Here is a 21,535-nt window from a genome sequence, read left to right as displayed (position 1 = left end):
GCCGTCCCGCGCCTGGCGCCCGGTTCCGGTCGGCCGCCAGGCGCGCTATGCTGAACTTGGAGGCGCCGCGCGTCGGGGCGCCATCAGTACAGCGGAGGCTTCATGTGGAATCTCAGTGCGCCCTGGTGGGAGTTCGTACTGCGCGGGTTGATCGTGTATGGCTCGGTGCTGGCGTTGCTGCGGATGTCCGGCAAGCGCCAGATCGGCCAGCTCACGCCGTTCGACCTGGTGTTGCTGCTGGTGCTGTCCAACGCCGTGCAGAACGCCATGAACGCCGGGGACAACTCCGTGACCGCCGGGCTGATCCTGGCCGTCACGCTGGTGGGCGCCAATGCCGGGCTGGCTTACCTGACCTGGCGCAGCCGCAAGCTTGAGAATCTCGTGGAAGGCCGGCCGCAGTTCCTGATCCATGACGGAAAATTGCTGAAAGACGTGATGCGCGAACAGCGCATCAGCGTGGACGACCTCAACAAGGTGCTGCGCCATGCCGGCAGCAGCACCTTGGCCGACGTCCATTTCGCCATCCTGGAAACGGACGGCACGGTATCGGTCAAGCTGCGCCAGCCGCCGGCCGAGGCCGCGCCGCCCAAGCCAGAGGCGTCGGTCTGGAGCCAGGTCGGCAAGGACGACGCCGTTTGAACCCGCAACGCGTGCTTGCCCCGTGCAGGCAGCAGTGACTTCAGGAGTGCTCCGTGGCAGTCAGCGTCTTCGATCTGTTCAAGGTGGGGATCGGCCCGTCGAGTTCGCACACCGTGGGCCCGATGCGCGCCGCCCTGATGTTCGCGCAGGGCCTGGAGCGCGACGGCCTGCTGCCGCAAGTCGCGAGCGTGCGCGTGGAGCTGTATGGCTCGCTCGGCGCGACTGGCAAGGGCCATGGCACCGACAAGGGCGTGATGCTTGGCCTGATGGGCGAGGCGCCCGACACCATCGATCCCGATACCATCGACGGCCGGCTGAAGGCGCTGCGCGCGAGCCGCACGCTGTCGCTGCTGGGCCGCCACCCGATCCCGTTCGTCGAGAAGGAGCACATTGCCTTCTACCGGCGCGAGGCCATGGCCGAGCATCCGAACGGCATGAAGTTCCACGCCTTCGACGCACAAGGCGAGTCGCTGCGCGAGGCGCGATATCTGTCGGTCGGCGGCGGCTTCGTCGTCACCGCCGGCGCTCCCAACACGCAGGTGCTCAACGCTGCGCAGCAGTTGCCCCATCCGTTCCGCAGCGGCAAGGACATGCTCGAAATGGCCAGCGAAAGCGGCAAGAGCATCGCGCGCCTGATGATGGAAAACGAACTCACGTGGCGCGGCGAGGGAGACGTCACTGCGGGGCTATTGCATATCTGGGATGTGATGCAGGCCTGCGTGGTGCGCGGCTGCCGCACCGATGGCGAGCTGCCCGGCCCGTTCAAGGTCCGCCGCCGCGCGCCGGAGCTGTTCCGCAGCCTGACCGAGCGCGCCGAGCGCACGCTGTCCGACCCGCTGTCCGTGATGGACTGGGTCAACCTCTACGCCATGGCCGTCAACGAGGAAAACGCCGCCGGCGGCCGCGTGGTGACCGCGCCCACCAATGGCGCGGCCGGCATCATCCCTGCGGTGCTGCATTACTACGATCGCTTCGTGCCCGGCGCCAACGCGCAGGGCGTGGTGGACTTCCTGCTCACCGCCGGCGCGATCGGCCTGCTCTACAAGCTCAATGCGTCGATCTCGGGCGCCGAAGTCGGCTGCCAGGGCGAAGTCGGCGTGGCCTGCTCGATGGCGGCCGGTGCGCTGGCGGCAGTGCTGGGCGGCACGCCCGAACAGGTCGAGAATGCCGCCGAGATCGGCATGGAGCACAACCTGGGCCTGACCTGCGATCCGGTCGGCGGGCTGGTGCAGATTCCGTGCATCGAGCGCAACGCCATGGCCTCGGTCAAGGCCGTGAACGCCGCGCGCATGGCGTTGCGCGGCGACGGCACGCACTATGTATCGCTCGATTCGGTCATCAAGACCATGCGCGAAACCGGCGCCGACATGAAGACCAAATACAAGGAAACGGCGCGGGGCGGACTGGCGGTGAATATCGTGGAATGCTGAGCCCGCTGCGGCGTATCATGGCGCCAGTCTCCCCATGGCGCCACCGCGGGCGCCTGCCAGAACCAGAGCAAAAAGCGAGGCGGCCATGCAAACCTTCTTCCAGTTGTTCGACGACACCTCGTCGACCTTCACCTACCTGCTGATTGACGCCGCCACGCGCGATGCCGTGCTGATCGACCCGGTCGACCACCAGCTCGACCGCGACATGGCCGTGCTGCGCGACGCCGGCGCAAGCCTTGCGTGGGTGGTGGAAACGCATGCCCATGCCGACCACATCACCTCGGCGGGGCACGTGGCCATGCAGACCGGTGCGCATACCGCTGCGCCGTCCGGATGCGACATCCGGTCGGCGCAGAAGCAGCTGATCGATGGCGATACGTTGACCTTCGGTACGCAGGTGCTGCGTGCGATCCACACGCCGGGCCACACCGCCGGCAGCATGAGCTACTTGTGGGAAGAGACTACGCCGGACGGCACGGTGCGTCGCGTCTTCACCGGCGACGCGCTGCTGATCGACGGCTGCGGGCGCACCGATTTCCAGTCGGGCGATGCCGGCACGCTGTACGACAGCCTGACGCGCAAACTGTTTGCGCTGCCCGGCGACACGCTGGTCTACCCGGCGCATGACTACAAGGGCCGCAGCTCGTCGACGATCGCGCAGGAACGCGCAAGCAACAGCCGCGTGGCGGGACGCACGCGCGATGAGTTCATCGAGATGATGCGGGGCCTGAATCTGCCGCGGCCCAAGTTGATTGACGTTGCCGTGCCGGCAAATAAGCGGCTTGGGCTGCGGGATGGGGAAAGCGTGCCGCATGGTGCGTGAGGGGGGTGTGCGGGGATTGGGACTTGGCTCTGGCTCTGGCTCTGGTTCTGTTCTTGGCAGGCGCGGCTGTTTCGCAGGCGCAGCCTGCGAGTCACTTTTTGTCCGAGCGACAAAAAGTAACCAAAAAACGCGTTGACTTGCCCTAACGGGCGAATATTGATCGTAGCGTGCGAAGAATTTCGTACGGGTATTCGCTTCAGAGTCTGCCCCGCTGCCTGCCGCGTGGAGCGCGTCCGTATGCAGGCTCTCCCGCAATGATTGAACCAGCCCCGAAACTGTCCGTGGCTCGACACTGCCCGCGTTATCGCATCATCGCCTTCGGCTGCTGCGCGGCTCAGTAGTCGGTTGGTCGGGGGCATCAACGGCGCCGGTGCCGGTGCTTCCGTTTCTTCTCTTCTCTTCCCTTCCCTCGGTTTTCACCGAGCGCAGCTGTAGGCGTCCTGCCGATGGCGTGGTCAGGAAGAGCCACCAAGTAATCCGGGTTGGCTCGTCTGGCGAAAAACCTGAACCGTCAGGCCGCCCAGCGCTCGCAGGCCTGGCGCACGGTTTCGCGCTGGCTGCGGGCGTCTGCGTCGACCTGGCGCAGCCATTCGGCATCACCGTCGCGGCGCTCGGCCAGCGCGCGGATATTGGCCAGCGCCTGCAACGATCCCAGCGCCTCGGCATGCGGCACCAGCGCGTCGCAGATCGACAGGATGTGCTCGGCGATCGGCTGGCGCGTCAGTTCGTTGGGATGCACGTATTCACCCTCCAGCCCGAAGCGGCAGGCCTGGAAACGGTTGAAGGTGTAGACCAGGTAGTCGTCTTCCTGCGGCATGAACGGGCGCGACAGCAACAAGTAGCGCGCCAGCATCTGAATATACGCGGCGATATCGCAGGCCCGGCCGACCGTCAACGGCGTATCCATCACGCGCACTTCGATCGTGCCGAATTCAGGCTTGGGCCGGATATCCCAGTAGAAGTCCTTCATGCTCTCGATCACGCCCGTATTGCGCATCTTCTCGAAATACGCGGTGAACGCGTCCCAGGTGAGCAGGAACGGCGCCCGCCCGCTCATCGGGAAGGCCGCGACCGAATTCAGCCGCGCCGAGGCGAAACCGGTATCGACACCCTGCACATAAGGCGATGACGCCGCCAGCGCGACAAAGTGCGGCACGTAGCGGCCGATGGCATGCAGCAGGAACAGCGACTCGTCCGCGCTCGGGCAGCCGATATGGACATGCTGGCCGAATACCGTGAACTGCTTGGCCAGGTAGCCATACAGTTCCGAGATGTACTGGTAGCGCGGCGAATCGGAAATGATGCGGTCGGCCCACTGCTGGAACGGGTGCGTGCCGCCCCCGCTGATGCCGATGTTGAGCGAGCGCGAGGCCGCCGACATCAGGTCTCGCATGGTGGTCAGCTCTTCCACCGCCTGGTCATACGTGTGGCAGATGCCCGTGCTGATCTCGATCATCGACGGGCTGATCTCCGGCTTGATGTCGCCGGCATGCTGGGCACCCTTCAATGCACGCAGCAGGTCGGGCGCGAACGGCGCCAGGTCGTAGTCGTGCCGGTTGACGAGCTGCAGCTCCAGCTCGACGCCGAAGGTCAGCGCCTCGGAATGCTTGAACGGTTCGAGCGACATCAGCGCCCTCCTCCATTGCTGCGCAGGTCGGCACGGACTTCGCCGGCAAACCGCAGTGCCCAGGCCGCCAGCACCGGGCCCAGCAGTTGCTCGATGGCCAGCGCGCACAGGATGATGGCGGCCAACGGTTCGCCGGTACCCGGATACAGGCGCGCGACATCGTTCATCAACAGGTATGCCAGGCCCGACATGGGCGCCAGCGCGAGCCCGAGCGCCACGCACTGGCGCAGGCTCAGCCCTGAGAACGATCCCAGCGACACCACGCCCGCCAGCTTGGCCAGATGGCGCAGCAACACCAGCACTACAGCATAGACGCCGCCGACCACCCAGTCATGCGCCGTGAGCGGCAGGCCCAGCGACACCACCATGACGATGATCAGCAGGCTGCCGGCACTGCCGAAATGCGTCGGCCACACATGCGGCTGACTGTCCTCGTGCTTGAACACCACGCCGGCCAGCAACAGCGTGATCGGCATCGACAATTTTAGTACCCGGGTCAGCGCCAGCGTGAACAGCACCAGGCCCACCAGCACCAGGAAGCTGTAGTGATCGTCCACCGACATCCGGCCATAGATGGCGTGGCCGACCTTGCCCACCACCCAGGCCAGCAGGCAGGAGCCGACCAGCAGGTAGAGCGGATGCAGCAGCGCGGCGCCGAGGTTGCCGTACTCGGAATGCAGCCAGCCGGTGGCCACCTGCACGATCACGGCGGCATAGATGCTGTTGAGCGCGGCCATGGCCATCAGGCGCTCGGTCACCTGGCCCTCGGCGCGCAATTCGTTCTTGAGCTGCAGCACGATGGTCGGCGAGGTGCTGACCGCAATGCCACCGGCCAGGATCGCAATGCCCGGCGAGGCGCCGATCCACTGCAGCACCGCGGCGACCAGGCCCCAGGTCAGCACGCTTTCGAACGCGCTCGTCAGCAGCAGCCAGCGGTTGGCGCGCAGCCAGGTCAGCGACAGACGGTGCCCCAGCTCGAACAAGGCCAGTGCCAGCGCCATATCGATCAAGATACGGGTCTGGGCGATCATGTTGTCGTCGACGATGCTGCGCCCGAGCATGCCGGCGCACAGGCCCGCGGCGGCATAGCCGACAATGCGCGGGCAACGCAGCCAGCGACGGCTTACCTCGCCGGCCAGGCCGGCGCCGATCAGCGCCAGGCCGACCCAGAACAGGCCGCCGGGCGCGAGCGGAAGTGACGGGAAAAGTTGGCTCAGTCCATTCATGCGTGACATGGTAATGGAAGCACATGACATTCCTTGTCGGTGATTGTCTGACACCGCACGGAATGCGCCAACTTCTGACTCTAACTTTCAATAAAAAACGCCATCTTGTTCGATGGCGTTTCTCAATGCGGGATTTTCCGCAATGTGGTGGCGGTTTGTCGGTGTCAGACGCCCCAGAGCTTCCACTTGGGGCGGGTGGTTCGCAGGGCTGCCTCGACCTTCGCATTCAGGCTGCGTGTGCGGCCTTCGCCGGCCCCGGCGGCACGTGCCTTGTCGAAATAGCCCAGCGCCGTCTCGCGCTGCCCGAGGCCGACCGCCGATTCCACGGCATGCAGCCAGGTTTCGGCATCCCAGTCGTCACGGACCGCAAAGGCGGCGACGAAGTCCACCAGCGCGGCGTCGTGGCGTGCGGCGGCGTTGTGGATCAACGCGCGCTGGACCCGCGGCGCGGCCTGGTCCCAGGCATCGCCCTCGGTCATTTCGATGGCTTGCTCGAACAGCGGCAGCGCACGCTCGTGGTCGCCCAGATCGCGCCAGACCTGGGCAAAGCGGTTGAACAGCCACGCATCCTCCACGAGCAGCGCACGGCGCTGCAGGGCGTCGATCTCGGCCAGGGCGTCGGTGCGGTCGTGCTGGTCCATGCCATCCATGCGGGCTTGCACCAGCGCGGCGTAGTGGGCCCGCGCATGGGCCATCGGATGCGCGGCTTCGCTGCGCGCCTCGACCGGCAACGCGTCAAGCCGGGCGTCCATATGCGACATGGCCGCGCCGGCCGCCTCGCCGGCCTCGGCGCCGCCAATGGCCTTCCACGCGGCGATCAGGCGGCTGAACGCCCAGGTGACGTCGGCAGGATTGCGCTCCAGCGGATAGCGGTTCAGGACCTCACCGGCCAGTTCCACCACCTTCTGGTGCTGGTTCGCGCCGGCGTGGCAGTCGAGCAGGTCGATCCAGTGATCGATGAATTCGCTCGCCGCCATGCCCTTGTGGTGCAGGGCGATGCGCGTCTCCAGGTTGCCCGCTTCAGCCGGCAGGCTGCGCGCTAGCAGGCGGCACAGCAGCGAATACACGTGCGGGTCGGCGTTGCCGCCATGGCCGTCCTGATCGCCTTCGCCGGTCGCAAAATACGCTTCGAATCGCGCCACGCCAAGCTGGCAGGCTTCCACCAGGCGCGGGCGCAGCGCGGCTTCGGACTGCGGCACCTGGTCGATGAACTCGCCCAGCGCCGTGGCGGCACGGTAGTAGCCAGCGCCGTCGTCGGACTGCGTGGTCAGGCTGAATTTGAGCCAGGGCTGGGCATCGGCCCCCTGCTTGCCGGCCTGCGCGGCCTGGTGGCGCCACGCCATGGCGCGTACCTGGGTCTGCGGGTCCGGGCACTGGCGCAGGTACACGGCCAGGTCATCCTGGGCGCCCTCTGTGTCGCCCGTGCCGAAGCGCAACGGTGCGCGCAGGCGGCGAGCCTGCGGATGGTCGGGCGCCTGCGCCAGCACCATGCCGGCCTGCTCGCCCGCGAGCGCGTCGGCGGCTTCCGGTTCGAGTTCCAGCAGGTCGGGGTTGTCCAGCGCGATGCGGCCGAGGCAGACACGCATCATGGGCTCGACCGGCTGGCCGTCTGCCTCGGCGCGTGCGATCGCGTCGTGTACGAGCGCAAGGATGTCTTCGGCGCCGAGGTCCGGGGCCCGGTACAGCAGGTCGTGCCAGAAACGGCCAGCGCCAGCCAGGTCGCCAAGCCGGTAGCACGCCAGGCCCGCATGGAAATGGGCGGCCCATTCGCCTGAGAGCAGGCCGTTGCGCCGCGCGGCCTCATGCAGCCAGGGCAACGCCTCGCGGTCGCGGCCAAGGCTCATCAGCATGGCGCCGTAGCGATGCGCGATCACCCCGCGCGAGGCCCAGCGGTGCGGCGCCGCCAGCCCCAGCGAGTCCAGCCGCGCCAGCGCGTCGTCGAGCACGGCGAAGGCCGCTTGCGCGTCGCCCCTGTCGAAGTGCAACCGTGCACGCAGCGTAATGAAATCGACCACTTCGGGCCGGGCCTCCGACAACTGGCCGGCGATGTCCAGCGCCTCGTCGAACCGGCCGACACCGGCCAGTTCGATTGCGCGGTCGTAGCTGACTTCCTGCACGGACACGTACTGCTCCTTCTGGAATGGATAGGCGAGAGATGCGAAAGCGGGATTATGCGCCAATGGCCGGGTTCCTACGCGGCAAGGACGTGCACATCGCCCGCTTCCTTGCGCAGCCCGCCATCGCGCCAGAACTCAGTTAACGGGTTCCGCGCGCTGAATCTTCACTCGCACGTGCGGAATTTCCTGCCACCAAGTGCGGATATCGCCGCCACTTCGGCGGCCTTTCTCGCGGCTATTGTCGAAGTGCTCGTTTGCCATCAACAGCGAGGAAACCATGCGCCGAATCATCTTTGTCTTGTTGGCATTGGGCATCGTTCTCGCGTATTTCCGCTGGCCCGATCGAAACCGGAGTCCCGGCAGCGACGCATCGGAATTGACATCCCCGGATATAGGCAAGGCGGTTCAGGTGCGAGCTCTCCCGGGAACGGAGGAATCCGTCAAGCCGTACGTACTCGCCGAGTCAGGCATACCACTCAATGGAGACGATCTCTTCCAGGAGGTGAGGACCCTGATGGATAGTCCCGAACTGTCCGCCAATGAAAAGTTCACCCGGCTGTGGGGCAAATATGAGCGTCATGCCAAGGATCCGGTTATCGCCTGCTTCTTGCTCGACACGATGCGATTCATCAAGCTTCGAGACAAGAATCAGGTTGTCGGGCTCCTGGAAGCAAGCCTGGCTCGCAATGCTTATGACGATGCCGTGAAACGTTCGCTGATCGGCCTTCTGGCAGCACAGTTCCAGCGGGACCAGTCCATCAGCCGGGACGCCGAATTACGCATTCCCGATAACCAGCGTGTGATTGCCTCTCTGCGCAAGGCAGCAGGCTCGCCGGACCCGGCAATAGCGCGTCACGCCACTCTGGAGTACTCACGGATCGGCGAACCGTGGGAAGGCGTTGCGCTGCTGAGAACGGCGAGACAGAAGGCCTTGATTGATACCACTGAATATGTCAGGGGGCTTGCTTTTGATATTCCATCGTTCACAGATCCTGCCAAACAGCGCGAACTGTTAACGGCGATCGAAGAGGCCGGCCTGCCCAAACAGGAACTGGCCGATATCATGGCAACCATGGCACAGCTCCCGCTTGCGCTAGATTCGCTGTCGCCCGATACGCTGCTTTCCGTGCGCCGGATGCTGGAGGCCGCGCCACCGCAATTCCCCAAAAACCTCGGCAGTCTCGATGTACTGGCGCAGGTGCACTACAACATGTGGGCCGAGGCCCACAGCATGATTACAAGCTTGCTCGATGGCAAACCGGTACCCGGATTGCTGGTGGACCTTGCGATGGCGCCTGATACGGATCCGCACGCCCTGGTTGCGGTCGTGACCTCGTCAAGGTCGGAGGCCGTGCTCGATATCCTGGCCGAACGCGGGCTCGCCGATGATGTCCGATCAAAACTCGAAAAGTTTCGGCTCGCCCATCCGAACAACGCCGAAGCCAGTGGCGTGGCATCAGGGATCCAGGTTCTTCTGGCGCAACGGGCCCATGCAAATACTCGCCGGCCAAGTGGCAACTGAACTGCGCGGCCCGCAAACAAAAACGCCATCCGAAGCGGATGGCGTTCCTGCCTTCAGTCAGGCAAACGGGCATGGCCGAATTACTTGCCGCCAACCGTCTCCAGCACCGTCCACTTGCCGCCCACGACCTTGTAGACGGTAATGCCGCCGTCCTTCAGGTCGCCGCGGGCGTCGTACGCCAGCGTCTTGGTGGTGACGCCTTGCATATTGGTGGCCGCCAGCACCGGCAGGTAACGCGCCGGGTCGGCCGAGCCTGCCTTGATCATGGCCATCATCATCGCGGTGGCGCCGTCATAGGCGTACGGCGAGTAGGTCTGCACCTTGGTGCCGAAGCGCTTCTCGTACTTCTTCTCGTACGCGGCGCCGCCCGGCATCTGGTCCAGCGGCAGGCCGGCCAGCGACACCACGGTGCCATCGGCAGCCGGGCCGGCCAGCTTCAGGAAGTTGTCGGTCTTGGACATTTCGCCCGACACCAGCGGGGCCTTCATGCCCAGTTCCTTGACCTGCTTGGCCATCGGGGCCGACTGGGTCTCGGCGCCGCCGTAGAAGATCACGTCCGGGTTGCTGCGCTTGATGTTGGTCAGCACGGCCTTGAAGTCCACCGCCTTGTCGTTGGTGAACTCGCGGCGCACGATCTTGCCGCCGGCGGCCTTGGCGGCCTTCTCGAATTCGTCGGCCAGGCCCTGGCCGTAGGCGGTGCGGTCATCGACGATCGCGATGTTCTTCGCGCCCAGCTTCTTCACCACGAAGGCGCCGATCACCGAACCCTGCTGGGTGTCGGAAGTCATCATGCGGAAGGTGGTCTTGAAGCCCTGGCGCGTGTATTCCGGCGCGGTCGCCATGGCGATCTGCGGAATGCCGGCGCGGTTGTAGACCATCGACGCCGGGATGCTGGTGCCCGAGTTGAAGTGGCCGAGCATGCCCTGGATGCCGTTGTCCACCAGCTTCTGCGCCACCACGGAACCGGTCTTCGGATCGGCCTGGTCGTCTTCCGACACCAGCACGAACTTGACGTCCTTGCCGCCGATCTTCGGCTTGGTGGCGTTCATGTCCTCGATGGCGAGGACCACGCCGTTCTGCATGTCCTTGCCGTACTGGGCCTGGCCGCCGGTCATCGGCGCGGCGAAGCCCAGCTTGATTTCCTGCGCCTGCGCGAAGGCTGCCGTGGCACCGGTCAGGCCGGCGAAAGTCAGGGCAACGGTCAGGGCCGTCTTGTGGAATGTCGAGGTCATCAGTTCTCCTTGGTGGCTGGTTCAGCCTGTGTGCTGCGTTTTTTCTACGCTTCGGGAACGCCGGCTGGGCGTCCCTCCCCTATGGCTGCATATGGCGGCAGGATCGCCACCGCGCATACGCACGTCAAACTCTGTCCGCCCGGCTCAACCGATTGTCATCAGGCTGGCATTGCCGCCTGCAGCCGCGGTGTTGACCGACAGCGAGCGCTCGATCAGCAAACGTTCCAGCGCGATATTCGGTTCACCGTGCGCCAGCCCCTGCACGCCGATGATCGCGCCAGGCCGCGCCGCGACCTGTTCGCAAACGGTTCGCAACTGGTCCGAATCGCCGTGGTGGATCACCGCGTCGAACCCAACGTCGGGCGACGTCCAGTCGGCCACGAGGCGGACGCGCGATTGTACGCCCTTAGGCAGGCGCGAAAACAGCCCGCGCGCGACAGGGTTTTCCGCCATCACGGCCTGGCTGCCGACGGCCAGGACAGCCGCGAGCTGCATCGCCAGGTCCGATTCCTGCGCCGCCAGGCACAGCACGTGGTGGCGCGGCAGCAGCGAGTAGGTATTGCGCTCGCCAGTCGGCCCGGGCAGCGTCACTGAGACGCCCGCCGCCGAGGCTTCCGCAAAACGGTCGCAGGCGGCGACCAGCGCGGGCATCTCGGCTTTGGCCCAGTCTTTCAGGGCCTGCGCTGCGACCGGGCGGTCCAGCGTGGCCGGCGTGGCGCCCGAGGCTTCCGCATGGCGCACGCTGCGTACCACTGCGTCCTGCGGGCACACCGACAGCAGGCGATGCAGGTACAGCGGGCCGCCAGCCTTCGGGCCGGTGCCGGACAGGGCCTCGCCGCCGAACGGCTGCACGCCCACCACGGCACCGACGATATTGCGGTTCACGTACAGGTTGCCGACCTCGGCGTGCTGCACGATCTGCGCAATGGTTTCGTCGATGCGGGTGTGGATGCCCATCGTCAGGCCATAACCGGTGCCGTTGATCTGGCCGATCAGGGTGTCGAGCGCAACGCGCGGGTAGCGCACCACGTGCAGCACCGGGCCGAACACTTCGCGCTTGAGTTCTTCCACGCTGTCGAGTTCGATCAGCGTCGGCGGCACGAAGGTGCCGTGGCGGCAGCTCGCGCCCTGTGCGGCGTTCGGGTCGGCCTGGTGCACGCGGCGGCCCTTGGCGCGCATGGCGTCGATGTGGCGCACGATATTGCCGCGCGCCTCGTCGTCGATGACCGGGCCCACGTCGGTCGACAGCCGGTCCGGGTTGGCCATGGTCAGTTCGTTCATGGCGCCCTTGAGCATGTCCAGCACGCGGTCAGCCACGTCCTCCTGCAGGCACAGCAGGCGCAGCGCCGAGCAGCGCTGGCCGGCCGAGTCGAACGCGGAATTCACCACGTCGCCCACCACCTGTTCGGCCAGCGCCGAGGAGTCGACGATCATCGCGTTCTGGCCGCCGGTTTCGGCGATCAGCGGGATCGGGCGGCCGGCGGCATCGAGGCGGCCGGCGACATTGCGCTGCAGGATGCGCGCCACTTCGGTCGAGCCCGTGAACATCACGCCCTTGACGCGGGCGTCGCCCACCAGCGCCGCACCGACGGTCTCGCCGCGGCCCGGCAGCAGCTGCACCGCGCCGGCCGGCACGCCGGCCTCGCGCAGCAGGCGCACGGCGGCGGCGGCGATCAGCGGGGTCTGCTCGGCAGGCTTGGCCAGCACGGTATTGCCGGCGGCCAGCGCCGCGGCCACCTGGCCGGTGAAGATCGCCAGCGGGAAGTTCCACGGGCTGATGCAGACCACCGGCCCCAGCGGGCGATGCGTCTCGTTGTCGAAGCTGCGGCGGACTTCGGCGGCGTAGTAGCGCAGGAAATCGACCGCCTCGCGCACTTCGGCGATGGCGTTGGAGAAGGTCTTGCCGGCCTCGCGCATGATGATACCCATCAGCTGCTGCATCTGCGCTTCCATCAGGTCGGCGGCGCGGTCCAGCGCGGCGGCACGCACGTCGGGCGGCGTGGCCTGCCAGATCGGCGCGGTATTGGCGGCGGCCTGCAGCGCGGCATCGACCTCGGCCTGGCTGGCCTCGGCCACATGGCCCACCACGTCGCGGTGGTCGGCCGGGTTCAGCACCGGCGCGGCGACGGCATCGGCCGGGCGCGCTACGTCGGCGCCCAGCATCGGCTCGGCCACCACGCGGTCGCTGGTGCCGGCCAGCAGTGCCGAAGACAGCGACGCCAGGCGGTGTTCGTTGGCCAGGTCGATACCGGCCGAGTTCGGGCGCGACTTGCCATAAAGGCCACGCGGCGACGGGATCTTCGGATGCGGCAGGCCCAGCGTGCCCTCGTCGCGATGCATGGTCTCGACCACGGCGACCGGATCGGCCACCAGCTCATCGAGCGAAATGGTGTCGTCCGCAATGCGGTTGACGAATGAGGTGTTGGCGCCGTTTTCGAGCAGCCGGCGCACCAGGTAGGCCAGCAGCGTTTCGTGCGTGCCGACCGGCGCGTAGATGCGGCACGGGCGGTTGAACTTGCCATCGGCGATCGGGCCGACGACCTGGTCGTACAGCGGCTCGCCCATGCCGTGCAGGCACTGGAATTCGTACTGGCCCGGGTAATAGCTGTGGCCGGCGATCTGGTAGATGGCCGACAGCGTGTGCGCATTGTGCGTGGCGAACTGTGGATAAATCGCGTCCGGCACCGACAGCAGCTTGCGCGCGCAGGCCACGTAGGACACGTCGGTGTAGACCTTGCGCGTGTAGACCGGATAGCCCTCCAGGCCTTCGACCTGGGCGCGCTTGATCTCGCTGTCCCAGTAGGCGCCCTTGACCAGGCGGATCATCAGGCGATGGCGGCTACGGCGGGCCAGGTCGATCAGGAAGTCGATCACGAACGGGCAGCGCTTCTGGTAGCCCTGCACCACGAAGCCGATGCCGTTCCAGCCGGCCAGCTCGGGCTCGAAGCACAGGCGTTCCAGCAGATCGAGCGAGATTTCGAGCCGGTCAGCCTCTTCGGCGTCGATATTGATGCCAATGTCGTACTGGCGCGCCAGCAGCGTCAGCGACTTCAGGCGCTCGTACAGCTCTGTGACCACGCGCTCGTGTTGAGCGCGGCTATAGCGCGGATGCAGTGCCGACAGCTTGATCGAGATGCCCGGACCTTCATAGATGCCACGCCCGCGCGAGGCCTGGCCGATCGCGTTGATGGCCTGCTCGTAGGACGCGAGATAACGCTGGGCGTCTTCCTCCGTCATCGCGGCTTCGCCAAGCATGTCGTAGGAATAGCGGAAGCCCTGCGCCTCGTACTTGCGCGCGTTGGCGAGCGCTTCGGAAATGGTTTCGCCGGTGACGAACTGCTCGCCCATCAGGCGCATGGCCATGTCCACGCCCTTGCGGATCAGCGGCTCGCCGCCCTTGCCGATGATGCGCGTGAGCGCCTTGCTCAGGCCCGACTCGGTATGCGTGGCCACCAGCTTGCCGGTCAGCAGCAGGCCCCAGGTAGCGGCATTGACGAACAGCGACGGGCTCTGGCCCAGGTGGGACTGCCAGTTGGCGCCACTGATCTTGTCGCGGATCAGCGCGTCGCGCGTGGGCTTGTCGGGAATGCGCAGCAGCGCCTCGGCCAGGCACATCAGCGCCACGCCTTCCTGCGACGACAGCGAGAACTCCTGGATCAGGCCCTGCACCAGGCCCTCGCGGCCAGTACCGACCTTCTGCTCGCGCAGGTTGGTGGCCAGCTTCTTGGCCATCTTGATGGCGGACTCGGCCTGCTGCTGCGGCAGTCGGGCCTGCTCCAGCAGCACCGGCACACAATCGGCCTCCGGGCGGCGATAGGCCGAAGTAATCGCTGCGCGCAGTACGGACTGGGGCTGGATGCTTTGGGCAAACTCCAGGAAAGGCTGGGGCGCGCCATCGGCATGGCCCAGGTCACCCGCATCGGCGCCGTCGGCATCGGTCGCACCGCTGGCCGTCGCCTCGTGCGGCAGGTGGCCGCGCTCGATCTGCTCCAGGTAGGTGAAGATCGCCTGCTTGATCAGCCAGTGCGGGGTGCGGTCGATGGATTGGGCGACACGCTTGAGGCGGTCGCGCGAGGCGTCGTCGAGCTTGACGCCGAGGGTGGTGGTGGCCATGCGAGCTGTTCTCCGTAAGACACAAGGCTGCGGGGCCGATGCCGCCAGGAGCAGCCTGGACGGCATAGGGCCCGACCTGCGCAACCTCTGGGCTGGCGCGATCTTACTCCCGAAAAACGCAAAGGTGCAACCTAGTGCAACCACTACCTCGAAAGCCGGTTGTGGCGGTTGCACCAACCGCGCACCGCAATCCAGCCTTCAAATCCTCAGCGGGTCGATCTCCAACTGCCAGCGCACACCGCGTGCCTCCGCTCCCACTTCGGAGAAAGTCTGCACCCACTCGCCCACAAACCGTTGCAATACGGGGCGGGCAGTGGCCTCGACCAGCATCTGCGCACGCTCCCGGCCGGCAATGCGGACCATCGACATCGGCACCGGGTCATGCAGTTGCACCTCTGGCGCCACGGCATTGCCGTCAGCCAGGCGGCGGACTGCCTGCAAGAACTGCAAGGCACGCTCCAGTTCGCCATGCTCGGCGGTCAGCAACACCTGGTAGCAGAACGGGGGCAATCCGGCCTGGCGCCGCTCGCGCAACTGTCCGGCGGCGAATCCATCATAGTCATGGCGCTGCAGGGCCTGCAATGCCGCTGCGTCCGGATAGCGGGTCTGGATGATGACTTCGCCGGGCAGCCCGGCCCGGCCTGCCCGGCCGGCGACCTGCATCAGCGACGCAAAAAGATGTTCGGCGGCGCGGAAATCGTGGCTGAACATGGCGGCGTCGGGATGGACCACGCCGACCAGCGTGACCCGCTGGAAGTCGTGCCCCTTGGCCACCATCTGAGTGCCGACCAGGATATCGACCTCGCCGGCATGGACGTCGTCGAACATCGCCTGGGCGCTGCCCTTGCGGCGCGTAGAGTCGGCGTCAATACGGGCGATGCGCGCCTGGGGAAAACGCGCCGCCAGCGCCTCCTCGATGCGCTGGGTGCCCCGGCCTAGCGGAGCGATATCCATGTTGCCGCAATCGGGGCAATGGTGCGGGATCGGGGCTTCCAGGCCGCAGTGGTGGCAGCGCAGCCGCCGCTCGGGCCGGTGCAGCACAAGGTACGCCGAACAGCGTGGACAGCCGGAGAGCCAGCCGCAGCTGTCGCAAGCCAGGACCGGCGCATAGCCGCGGCGGTTCAGGAACAGCAGGCTCTGCTCGCCACGCGCCAGGCGCGCCTCGATGGCTTCCAGCAGCGGCACCGACAGGCCCTCGAACAGCGCGCGCTGGCGCTGCCGCTCATGGTTGAGGTCGACCAGCCGCACGGCGGGCAGCGCGGCCTCGGCCTGCGCGCGTTCGCGTAGGACCAGCTTGCGGTAAGCACCCTGCTCGGCGCGCCACCAGGTCTCCATCGACGGCGTGGCGGAGCCGAGCACCACCGGGATCTCGAGCCGCTTGGCGCGCCACACCGCCAGGTCGCGCGCGGAGTAGCGCAGGCCCTCCTGCTGCTTGTAGGACGTGTCGTGCTCTTCGTCCACGACAATCAGCGCGAGGTGCGGCATGGACGCCAGGATCGCCATCCGTGTGCCAAGCACGATACGCGCCTCGCCACGATGGGCCGCCAGCCACTGCAGGCTGCGCTCCTGGTCGGCCAGGCCGCTATGCAGCACGGCCAGCGGCAGGTGCGGGAACCGGGCGGCGATACGCGACTGGAGCTGCGGCGTCAGGTTGATTTCGGGCACCAGCATCAACACCTGCGCGTGCGGATCGCGTACCAACACCTGCGCCATGGCGTGCAGATAGACCTCGGTCTTGCCGCTGCCGGTCACGCCGTGAAGCAGGAACGGCGCGAACGACGTGGCCGCGCCAATGGCCTCGACCGCCGCGAGTTGTTCCTCGTGCAGCGGCGGCGCCACCGATGGCGCCTGAGAGGGCGCCGTGGCCAGCAAGGTGCGCTCGGCGGTCAGGACCTCGACCCATCCTGCGGCGACCCATTCCGCCAGCCTGGCCGGCGTCGCGGCGCACAGCTCGCGGGCCTCGGACAGGCTCATCGGCGCCTGTGCGGGGCCGTCCGCGCGATCGGCAAGCGCCTGCGCCAGCGCGCGGACCGATCTTGCGCGCACGGGCACGGCTTCCAGCATCATGGGAATGTGCGCCGGCACCGCGCGATACGCCTCGGTGCGGGCACGCAGCGCAAGGCGCGGCCAACCTTCGGGCTCGCGCAACGACGGCGGTAGCGCCGGCAGCATCACTTCACCGAGACAACGCTGGTAATAGCGCGCGGCGAATGCCGCCAGGTCGCGCCACTCCTCCGCCAGAGGCGTCAACCAATCCAGCCGCGCGGATACCGGCTTGAGGCGCTCCGCCGGTACGGGGGATTCGTCAGCGCGCGCCACGACCACCCCCACCAGCTTGCGGCGCCCGAATGGCACCACGACGAGTTCACCCGGCGACACGTCGGGACCGGCAAGATAGTCGAAGCAGTCGTCCGCGGGCGTATCGAGCGCGACGCGGACAATGCCGGCCGGGCGCGGTTCGGTATCGGCTGGCAGCGTCATCGGAGGCGATTGTGGTGCAAGGCGGGTGCACAAAGACTGTGCGGGATGCGACGCAAAGCGGCCACGTCGAGGCGCTGTGTGCGGCGCAACATCAACTTAAAGTAAAACTTCAAATGTGGCCCTAAGTCGATGATAGATGACTGCTTTTCCACTAATTCCATCGACCCTGTGGATAACTTTGTTGAAAAGTCGCACCAAGATGCCGCCAAAGCCCGAAAAACAAGGGAATCACTGGCCTGCGCATCGGCGTTGAAAAACTTCCAATGCCTTAAAAATCAAGACCTTGCAAACATCCCCCAGATGAGTTAAGGAGTAACCCGTTCTTGCACTGCGGCAAACCAATCGGTGTGCATAAGTCAAGCCTCCACAATCAACCCGTCGCATCTTTTTGGCGAATCTGGATGAAATTGTTTACTTGACAGCAGCAGCGGCGCGCCTCTCGCGACACCGACGAGCCATCGCACTGAAATCGCTGCACCGCGAGGAAAGAAGGGCCGGCACGCCAGGCGCCGACCTTTGGAGCAACGGTGGTCAGCCGCGCGCCGCACGCAGCTGCTTGCTGTAGCGATGCACTTCATCGACCAGCACGGTCACGCTTTCCGGCGGCGTGAACTGCGAAATGCCGTGGCCCAGGTTGAATACGTGCCCATCGCTGCCGCCCGCGGCGGCGTAGCTGTCCAGCACGCCGCGCACCTGCTCGCGGATGGCGGCCTCCGGCGCGAACAGCACCGTGGGATCGATGTTGCCTTGCAGCGCCACGCGGCCGCCGGTGCGGCGACGGGCGTCGGCCAGGTTGACAGTCCAGTCCAGGCCGATGGCATCGGCGCCGGTCTCGGCAAGGCTTTCCAGCCACAAGCCACCACCCTTGGTGAACACGATGGCCGGGATCTGCTGCCCGTCATGCTCGCGCTTCAGGCCGGCCAGCACCTTGCGCATATAGGCCAGCGAGAACGCCTGGTACATGCCATCGGCCAGTGCGCCGCCCCAGGTGTCGAAGATCATCACGGCCTGGGCACCGGCCTCGATCTGGGCGTTCAGGTACTGGCTGACCGCCTGGGCGTTGATTTCCAGGATGCGGTGCATCAGGTCCGGGCGACCGTACATCATGGCCTTGACCGTGCGGAAGTCGTCCGAGCCACCGCCTTCGACCATGTAACAGGCGAGCGTCCAGGGGCTTCCCGAGAAACCGATCAGCGGCACGCGCTGGCGGCCGTCCTGGACCAATGCTCGGCGAATCTCGGCCACGGCGTCGAACACGTACTGCAGCGACGACATATCGGGCACCGCCAGCTTCTGGACATCGGCTTCGGTGCGCAGCGGCCGGGCAAAGCGCGGGCCCTCGCCCTGGGCGAACGACAGGCCAAGGCCCATCGCATCGGGGACGGTGAGGATGTCGGAGAACAGGATGGCCGCGTCCAGCGGATAACGGTCCAGCGGTTGCAGCGTCACCTCGGTGGCGTAGGCGGGATTCTTGGCCAGCCCCAGGAAACTGCCGGCCCGCGCGCGCGTGGCGTTGTACTCGGGCAGGTAGCGGCCCGCCTGGCGCATCAGCCACAGCGGCGTGTATTCAGTCGGCTGCCGGCGCAATGCGCGCAGGAAAGTGTCGTTCTGCAGTGCGGTCATGGTCATCCTCGTAAGACCGCCATTCTAAGGGATGGCCACGGCGCAACGGCACTTTGCGACCGGTGCCGGAGCACCGCGGCGCTATGCCTCGTCGAACAGGCTGGCAAAGGCTTGCGCGGCTCGCTGCATCCATTCGCGGGCACGCGGCGCTTCAGACTGCAGGCGCCCGAAACCGTGCGTCATGCCGCTGGCTTCGATGGTGACCACCGCGGCGTCGTGACGGACGAGGAAATCGGCATAGGCCAGGCCGCCATCGCGCAACACGTCGTTGGCCGCCACGATCAGGGCCGTGGCCGGCGGCTGTATCGCGGGCGCCTGCGCCATCAGATGGATGCGCGGATCGGGATGCTGCGCGCCCTGCGCGAGCGCGTCGGCACCGATGAACTGAGTCCAGTACCAGGCCATTTCGTCGCGCGTCAGGCCGGGGCCATTGGCAAAGGCGCGGTAGCTTTCGGTGCTGAGCACTGGCGCGGTGACCGGGTAGATCAGCAATTGCGCCGCCACGACCTGCCGTCCGGCTTCGGCATTGACCTGCTGCGCCGCGAGCGCCGCCAGATGCCCGCCGGCGCTGTCTCCGGCCACGGCCAGGAAGCCCGTGTCGAAGCCCAATGATGCCCGTTGCGCGGCAAACCACTGCACTGCCTGCACCGCGTCATCGCATGGCGCCGGGAACGGGTGCTCGGGCGCGAGCCGGTAGTCCACGCTGGCGACCGCACAGCCAGTATCGGCGGCAAGCATCGCGGCAATGGTGCGGTGCGTCTGGTGTGAGCCGATCACCCAGCCTCCGCCGTGGAAATAGACGATCAGCCGAGCGGCACCAGTGCCCGCCGGCCTGAACAAGCACGCCGTGAGTGTGCGGCCGTCCAACGGCAGCTCGATGGCCGTCGAGGTGACACCGTCGGGATCCGGCACCATCGACGAAGCCGCCACTTCGTCGAAGCGCACGCGCCGCGCGGGCGCATCAACGGGTACGGGCAGGCCGGCGTACTGCTCGGTCTGGCGGCGGTAATAGGCGAGGAGTTGCGGATCGATGGCCATCGGTGGGGCGGAAGGGATTCAGGGGAATGAAGTGCGGCTCAGGACAGCTCGAGCTGGCGCGCCAGCTCGACCTTGCTGCAGCAGTCCTGCACCGCAAGCAGACCCGCTGCCAGCGCACGCGCGACAGCATCGTCGTTCACGATGCCGAGCTGCAGCCAGACGCCGCGGGCGCCAATGGCAATGGCGTCGGCGACGACCGGCGGGGTATCTTCGGCACGACGGAAGATATCGACCCAGTCGATGCGGCCGCCTTGCGCATGGATCGCGGCAGCGGCGGCCTCGAGCGACGCGTGGCAAGTCTCGCCCAGAATGCGCTCGCCCGCGTGGCGCGGGTTCACCGGGACGATGCGGAAACCATGCTGCTGCAGGAATTCGGCGACTTCATGGCTCGGGCGGTCGGCACGGTCCGACAAGCCGACAATGGCAACGGTTTTCATGCCAAGCATCTTCCGAATCGCGTCCTGCATACCTGTCATCATGGGCTCCGTGGTATTGCCGCGGCGAACACCGGGCTCAAAACAGGAGCAATCGTAACCGCGAACGACCTGGAACGCCGGAAACGTCCCTTGGTTCGCTATCGCACGTGGTGATCCGCGCAAAAAGACGACAGACAGACACTTGGCTTACGAAAAAGTGAGGCAAAAGCTTGTCAATGTGCCCATTGCGCGCCATTTATGCAGCCCAGGCTTTCAACTTCTTGCAAAAGGATACATTTTGTTACTGCCATTGCGGGGACTTTCCCCCACAATGCATTGACACACCGACGTTTGGTGGCGTCCCACCAAGAATCGAGAAGTCAGAACATGGGACGCTGAAGAAAGCCTTTGGCAGTGATCCCCGATTTTCCGAGCCAGCAGGCGATGCCTGCTGGCCGGATACCAGGAAGACCCGATGGCGCGTGGCCTTGTTGGCCGATTTTGCGAACGTGATTCGCTGCGCCTTAGCTTGGTAGTTCTGGACCGAACCCGTTCCTTCGAATTGACCCCTCGAAGGGATTTTCCCGTCCGCGCGGAGCCTCCCCGGCCCGCGCGCTTTTTTTTGTCCAGAACGGACCAAGCATATCTCCAGCCCAATAAAAAAGGCAGCCGCGTGGCTGCCTTTTTTTGGCTGTCGCACCGAAAAAACAACAGTGCGCCAGGTACTGCTTGTTGCTTACTTCTTACGACGCAGACGGGCGATGGCAGCCAGCTGCGCGGCGGCCATGGCGAGTTCGCTCTGAGCGCGTGCAATGTCCAGATCGCTGCTCTGGTTCTGCATCAGCTCTTCGGCGGCACGCTTGGCTTCCTGCGCCTTGGCTTCGTCCAGGTCGGTACCGCGGATGGCGGTATCGGCCAGCACGGTGACATGCTTCGGCTGCACTTCGAGAATGCCGCCGGCCACGAACACGAACTCTTCGCTGCCGTCTTCCTTCTCAATGCGCACGGCGCCCGGCTGGATGCGCGTAATCAGCGGCGTGTGGCCCGGCAGAATGCCCAGCTCACCCGACTCGCCCGGCAGCGCCACGAACTTCGCCTGACCGGAGAAGATCGACGCTTCCGCGCTGACGACGTCTACAAGAATGGTTGCCATATGAATTCCTTTGTCCGTTCGCTTCACTTCTGACAGCACGCGGCGCGAAGCCGCATGCCGCCACTCCCGCGCCGGAGCGCGGGAGCGTCAAAGCG

15 protein-coding genes are annotated in these 21,535 nt (G+C 66.1%); 4 read left to right on the top strand and 11 right to left on the bottom strand.

The window, feature by feature from the left end; translation table 11 throughout:
* The first annotated feature begins 102 nt into the window (after positions 1–102).
* The 3 genes from AC3FKH_RS25565 to AC3FKH_RS25555 all read left to right on the top strand — a co-directional run bounded on the left by AC3FKH_RS25565 (position 103) and on the right by AC3FKH_RS25555 (position 2,892).
* Positions 103–639 carry a DUF421 domain-containing protein gene (locus AC3FKH_RS25565; protein ID WP_488678524.1) on the top strand — a complete coding sequence of 179 codons (537 nt, stop codon included), beginning with the start codon at positions 103–105 and terminating at the stop codon, positions 637–639.
* Between the two features lie 53 nt (positions 640–692).
* Positions 693–2,069: an L-serine ammonia-lyase gene (locus AC3FKH_RS25560; protein ID WP_488678523.1), complete on the top strand. Its 1,377-nt coding sequence runs from the start codon at positions 693–695 to the stop codon at positions 2,067–2,069.
* Between the two features lie 85 nt (positions 2,070–2,154).
* Positions 2,155–2,892 carry an MBL fold metallo-hydrolase gene (locus AC3FKH_RS25555; RefSeq protein ID WP_488678522.1) on the top strand — a complete coding sequence of 246 codons (738 nt, stop codon included), beginning with the start codon at positions 2,155–2,157 and terminating at the stop codon, positions 2,890–2,892.
* Positions 2,893–3,403: 511 nt separating this feature from the next.
* Here the strand turns inward: AC3FKH_RS25555 and AC3FKH_RS25550 are convergent.
* From AC3FKH_RS25550 to AC3FKH_RS25535, 4 genes are all read right to left on the bottom strand, one after another.
* Positions 3,404–4,519, bottom strand: a complete 1,116-nt coding sequence (locus AC3FKH_RS25550) for a YbdK family carboxylate-amine ligase (protein ID WP_488678521.1) — start codon at positions 4,517–4,519, stop codon at positions 3,404–3,406.
* Positions 4,519–5,754: a cation:proton antiporter gene (locus tag AC3FKH_RS25545; protein WP_488678520.1), complete on the bottom strand. Its 1,236-nt coding sequence runs from the start codon at positions 5,752–5,754 to the stop codon at positions 4,519–4,521. The genes AC3FKH_RS25550 and AC3FKH_RS25545 overlap by 1 nt, the downstream gene beginning before the upstream one ends.
* A 155-nt stretch (positions 5,755–5,909) precedes the next feature.
* Positions 5,910–7,868 (bottom strand): tetratricopeptide repeat protein, encoded by a 1,959-nt coding sequence (locus AC3FKH_RS25540; protein ID WP_488678519.1) that lies wholly within the window; start codon positions 7,866–7,868, stop codon positions 5,910–5,912.
* 129 nt (positions 7,869–7,997) lie between these two features.
* Positions 7,998–8,141, bottom strand: a complete 144-nt coding sequence (locus AC3FKH_RS25535) for a hypothetical protein (protein ID WP_488678518.1) — start codon at positions 8,139–8,141, stop codon at positions 7,998–8,000.
* Between AC3FKH_RS25535 and AC3FKH_RS25530 the strand changes: the two genes are divergently transcribed.
* Entirely contained in the window at positions 8,140–9,384 is a 1,245-nt protein-coding gene (locus AC3FKH_RS25530; protein WP_488678517.1) for a hypothetical protein, read from the top strand. The two genes, AC3FKH_RS25535 and AC3FKH_RS25530, sit on opposite strands and share 2 nt — an antisense overlap.
* A gap of 80 nt (positions 9,385–9,464) precedes the next feature.
* Here the strand turns inward: AC3FKH_RS25530 and AC3FKH_RS25525 are convergent, their stop codons facing one another.
* From AC3FKH_RS25525 to AC3FKH_RS25495, 7 genes are all read right to left on the bottom strand, one after another.
* Complete coding sequence (locus tag AC3FKH_RS25525; RefSeq protein WP_488678516.1) at positions 9,465–10,616, bottom strand: branched-chain amino acid ABC transporter substrate-binding protein; 1,152 nt, start codon at positions 10,614–10,616, stop codon at positions 9,465–9,467.
* A gap of 144 nt (positions 10,617–10,760) precedes the next feature.
* Complete coding sequence (putA, locus tag AC3FKH_RS25520) at positions 10,761–14,729, bottom strand: trifunctional transcriptional regulator/proline dehydrogenase/L-glutamate gamma-semialdehyde dehydrogenase (protein ID WP_488678515.1); 3,969 nt, start codon at positions 14,727–14,729, stop codon at positions 10,761–10,763.
* A 198-nt stretch (positions 14,730–14,927) separates the two neighbouring features.
* Positions 14,928–17,210 carry a primosomal protein N' gene (locus AC3FKH_RS25515; protein ID WP_488678514.1) on the bottom strand — a complete coding sequence of 761 codons (2,283 nt, stop codon included), beginning with the start codon at positions 17,208–17,210 and terminating at the stop codon, positions 14,928–14,930.
* A gap of 531 nt (positions 17,211–17,741) precedes the next feature.
* Positions 17,742–18,839, bottom strand: coding sequence for a uroporphyrinogen decarboxylase (hemE, locus tag AC3FKH_RS25510; protein ID WP_488678513.1), 1,098 nt, complete (start codon positions 18,837–18,839; stop codon positions 17,742–17,744).
* Between the two features lie 75 nt (positions 18,840–18,914).
* Positions 18,915–19,871: an alpha/beta hydrolase gene (locus AC3FKH_RS25505; RefSeq protein WP_488678512.1), complete on the bottom strand. Its 957-nt coding sequence runs from the start codon at positions 19,869–19,871 to the stop codon at positions 18,915–18,917.
* 38 nt (positions 19,872–19,909) lie between these two features.
* A complete protein-coding gene (locus tag AC3FKH_RS25500) occupies positions 19,910–20,350 on the bottom strand; it encodes a CoA-binding protein (RefSeq protein ID WP_488678511.1) in 441 nt (146 codons plus the stop codon).
* Positions 20,351–21,023: 673 nt separating this feature from the next.
* Complete coding sequence (locus AC3FKH_RS25495) at positions 21,024–21,440, bottom strand: F0F1 ATP synthase subunit epsilon (RefSeq protein WP_483709831.1); 417 nt, start codon at positions 21,438–21,440, stop codon at positions 21,024–21,026.
* Positions 21,441–21,535: the final 95 nt, after the last annotated feature.

Source organism: Cupriavidus sp. 21MJTG02-4, from assembly GCF_057798975.1.
The sequence above is the reverse complement of the archived record's forward strand: the minus strand, read 5'-3'. Positions and strand labels throughout refer to the sequence as shown.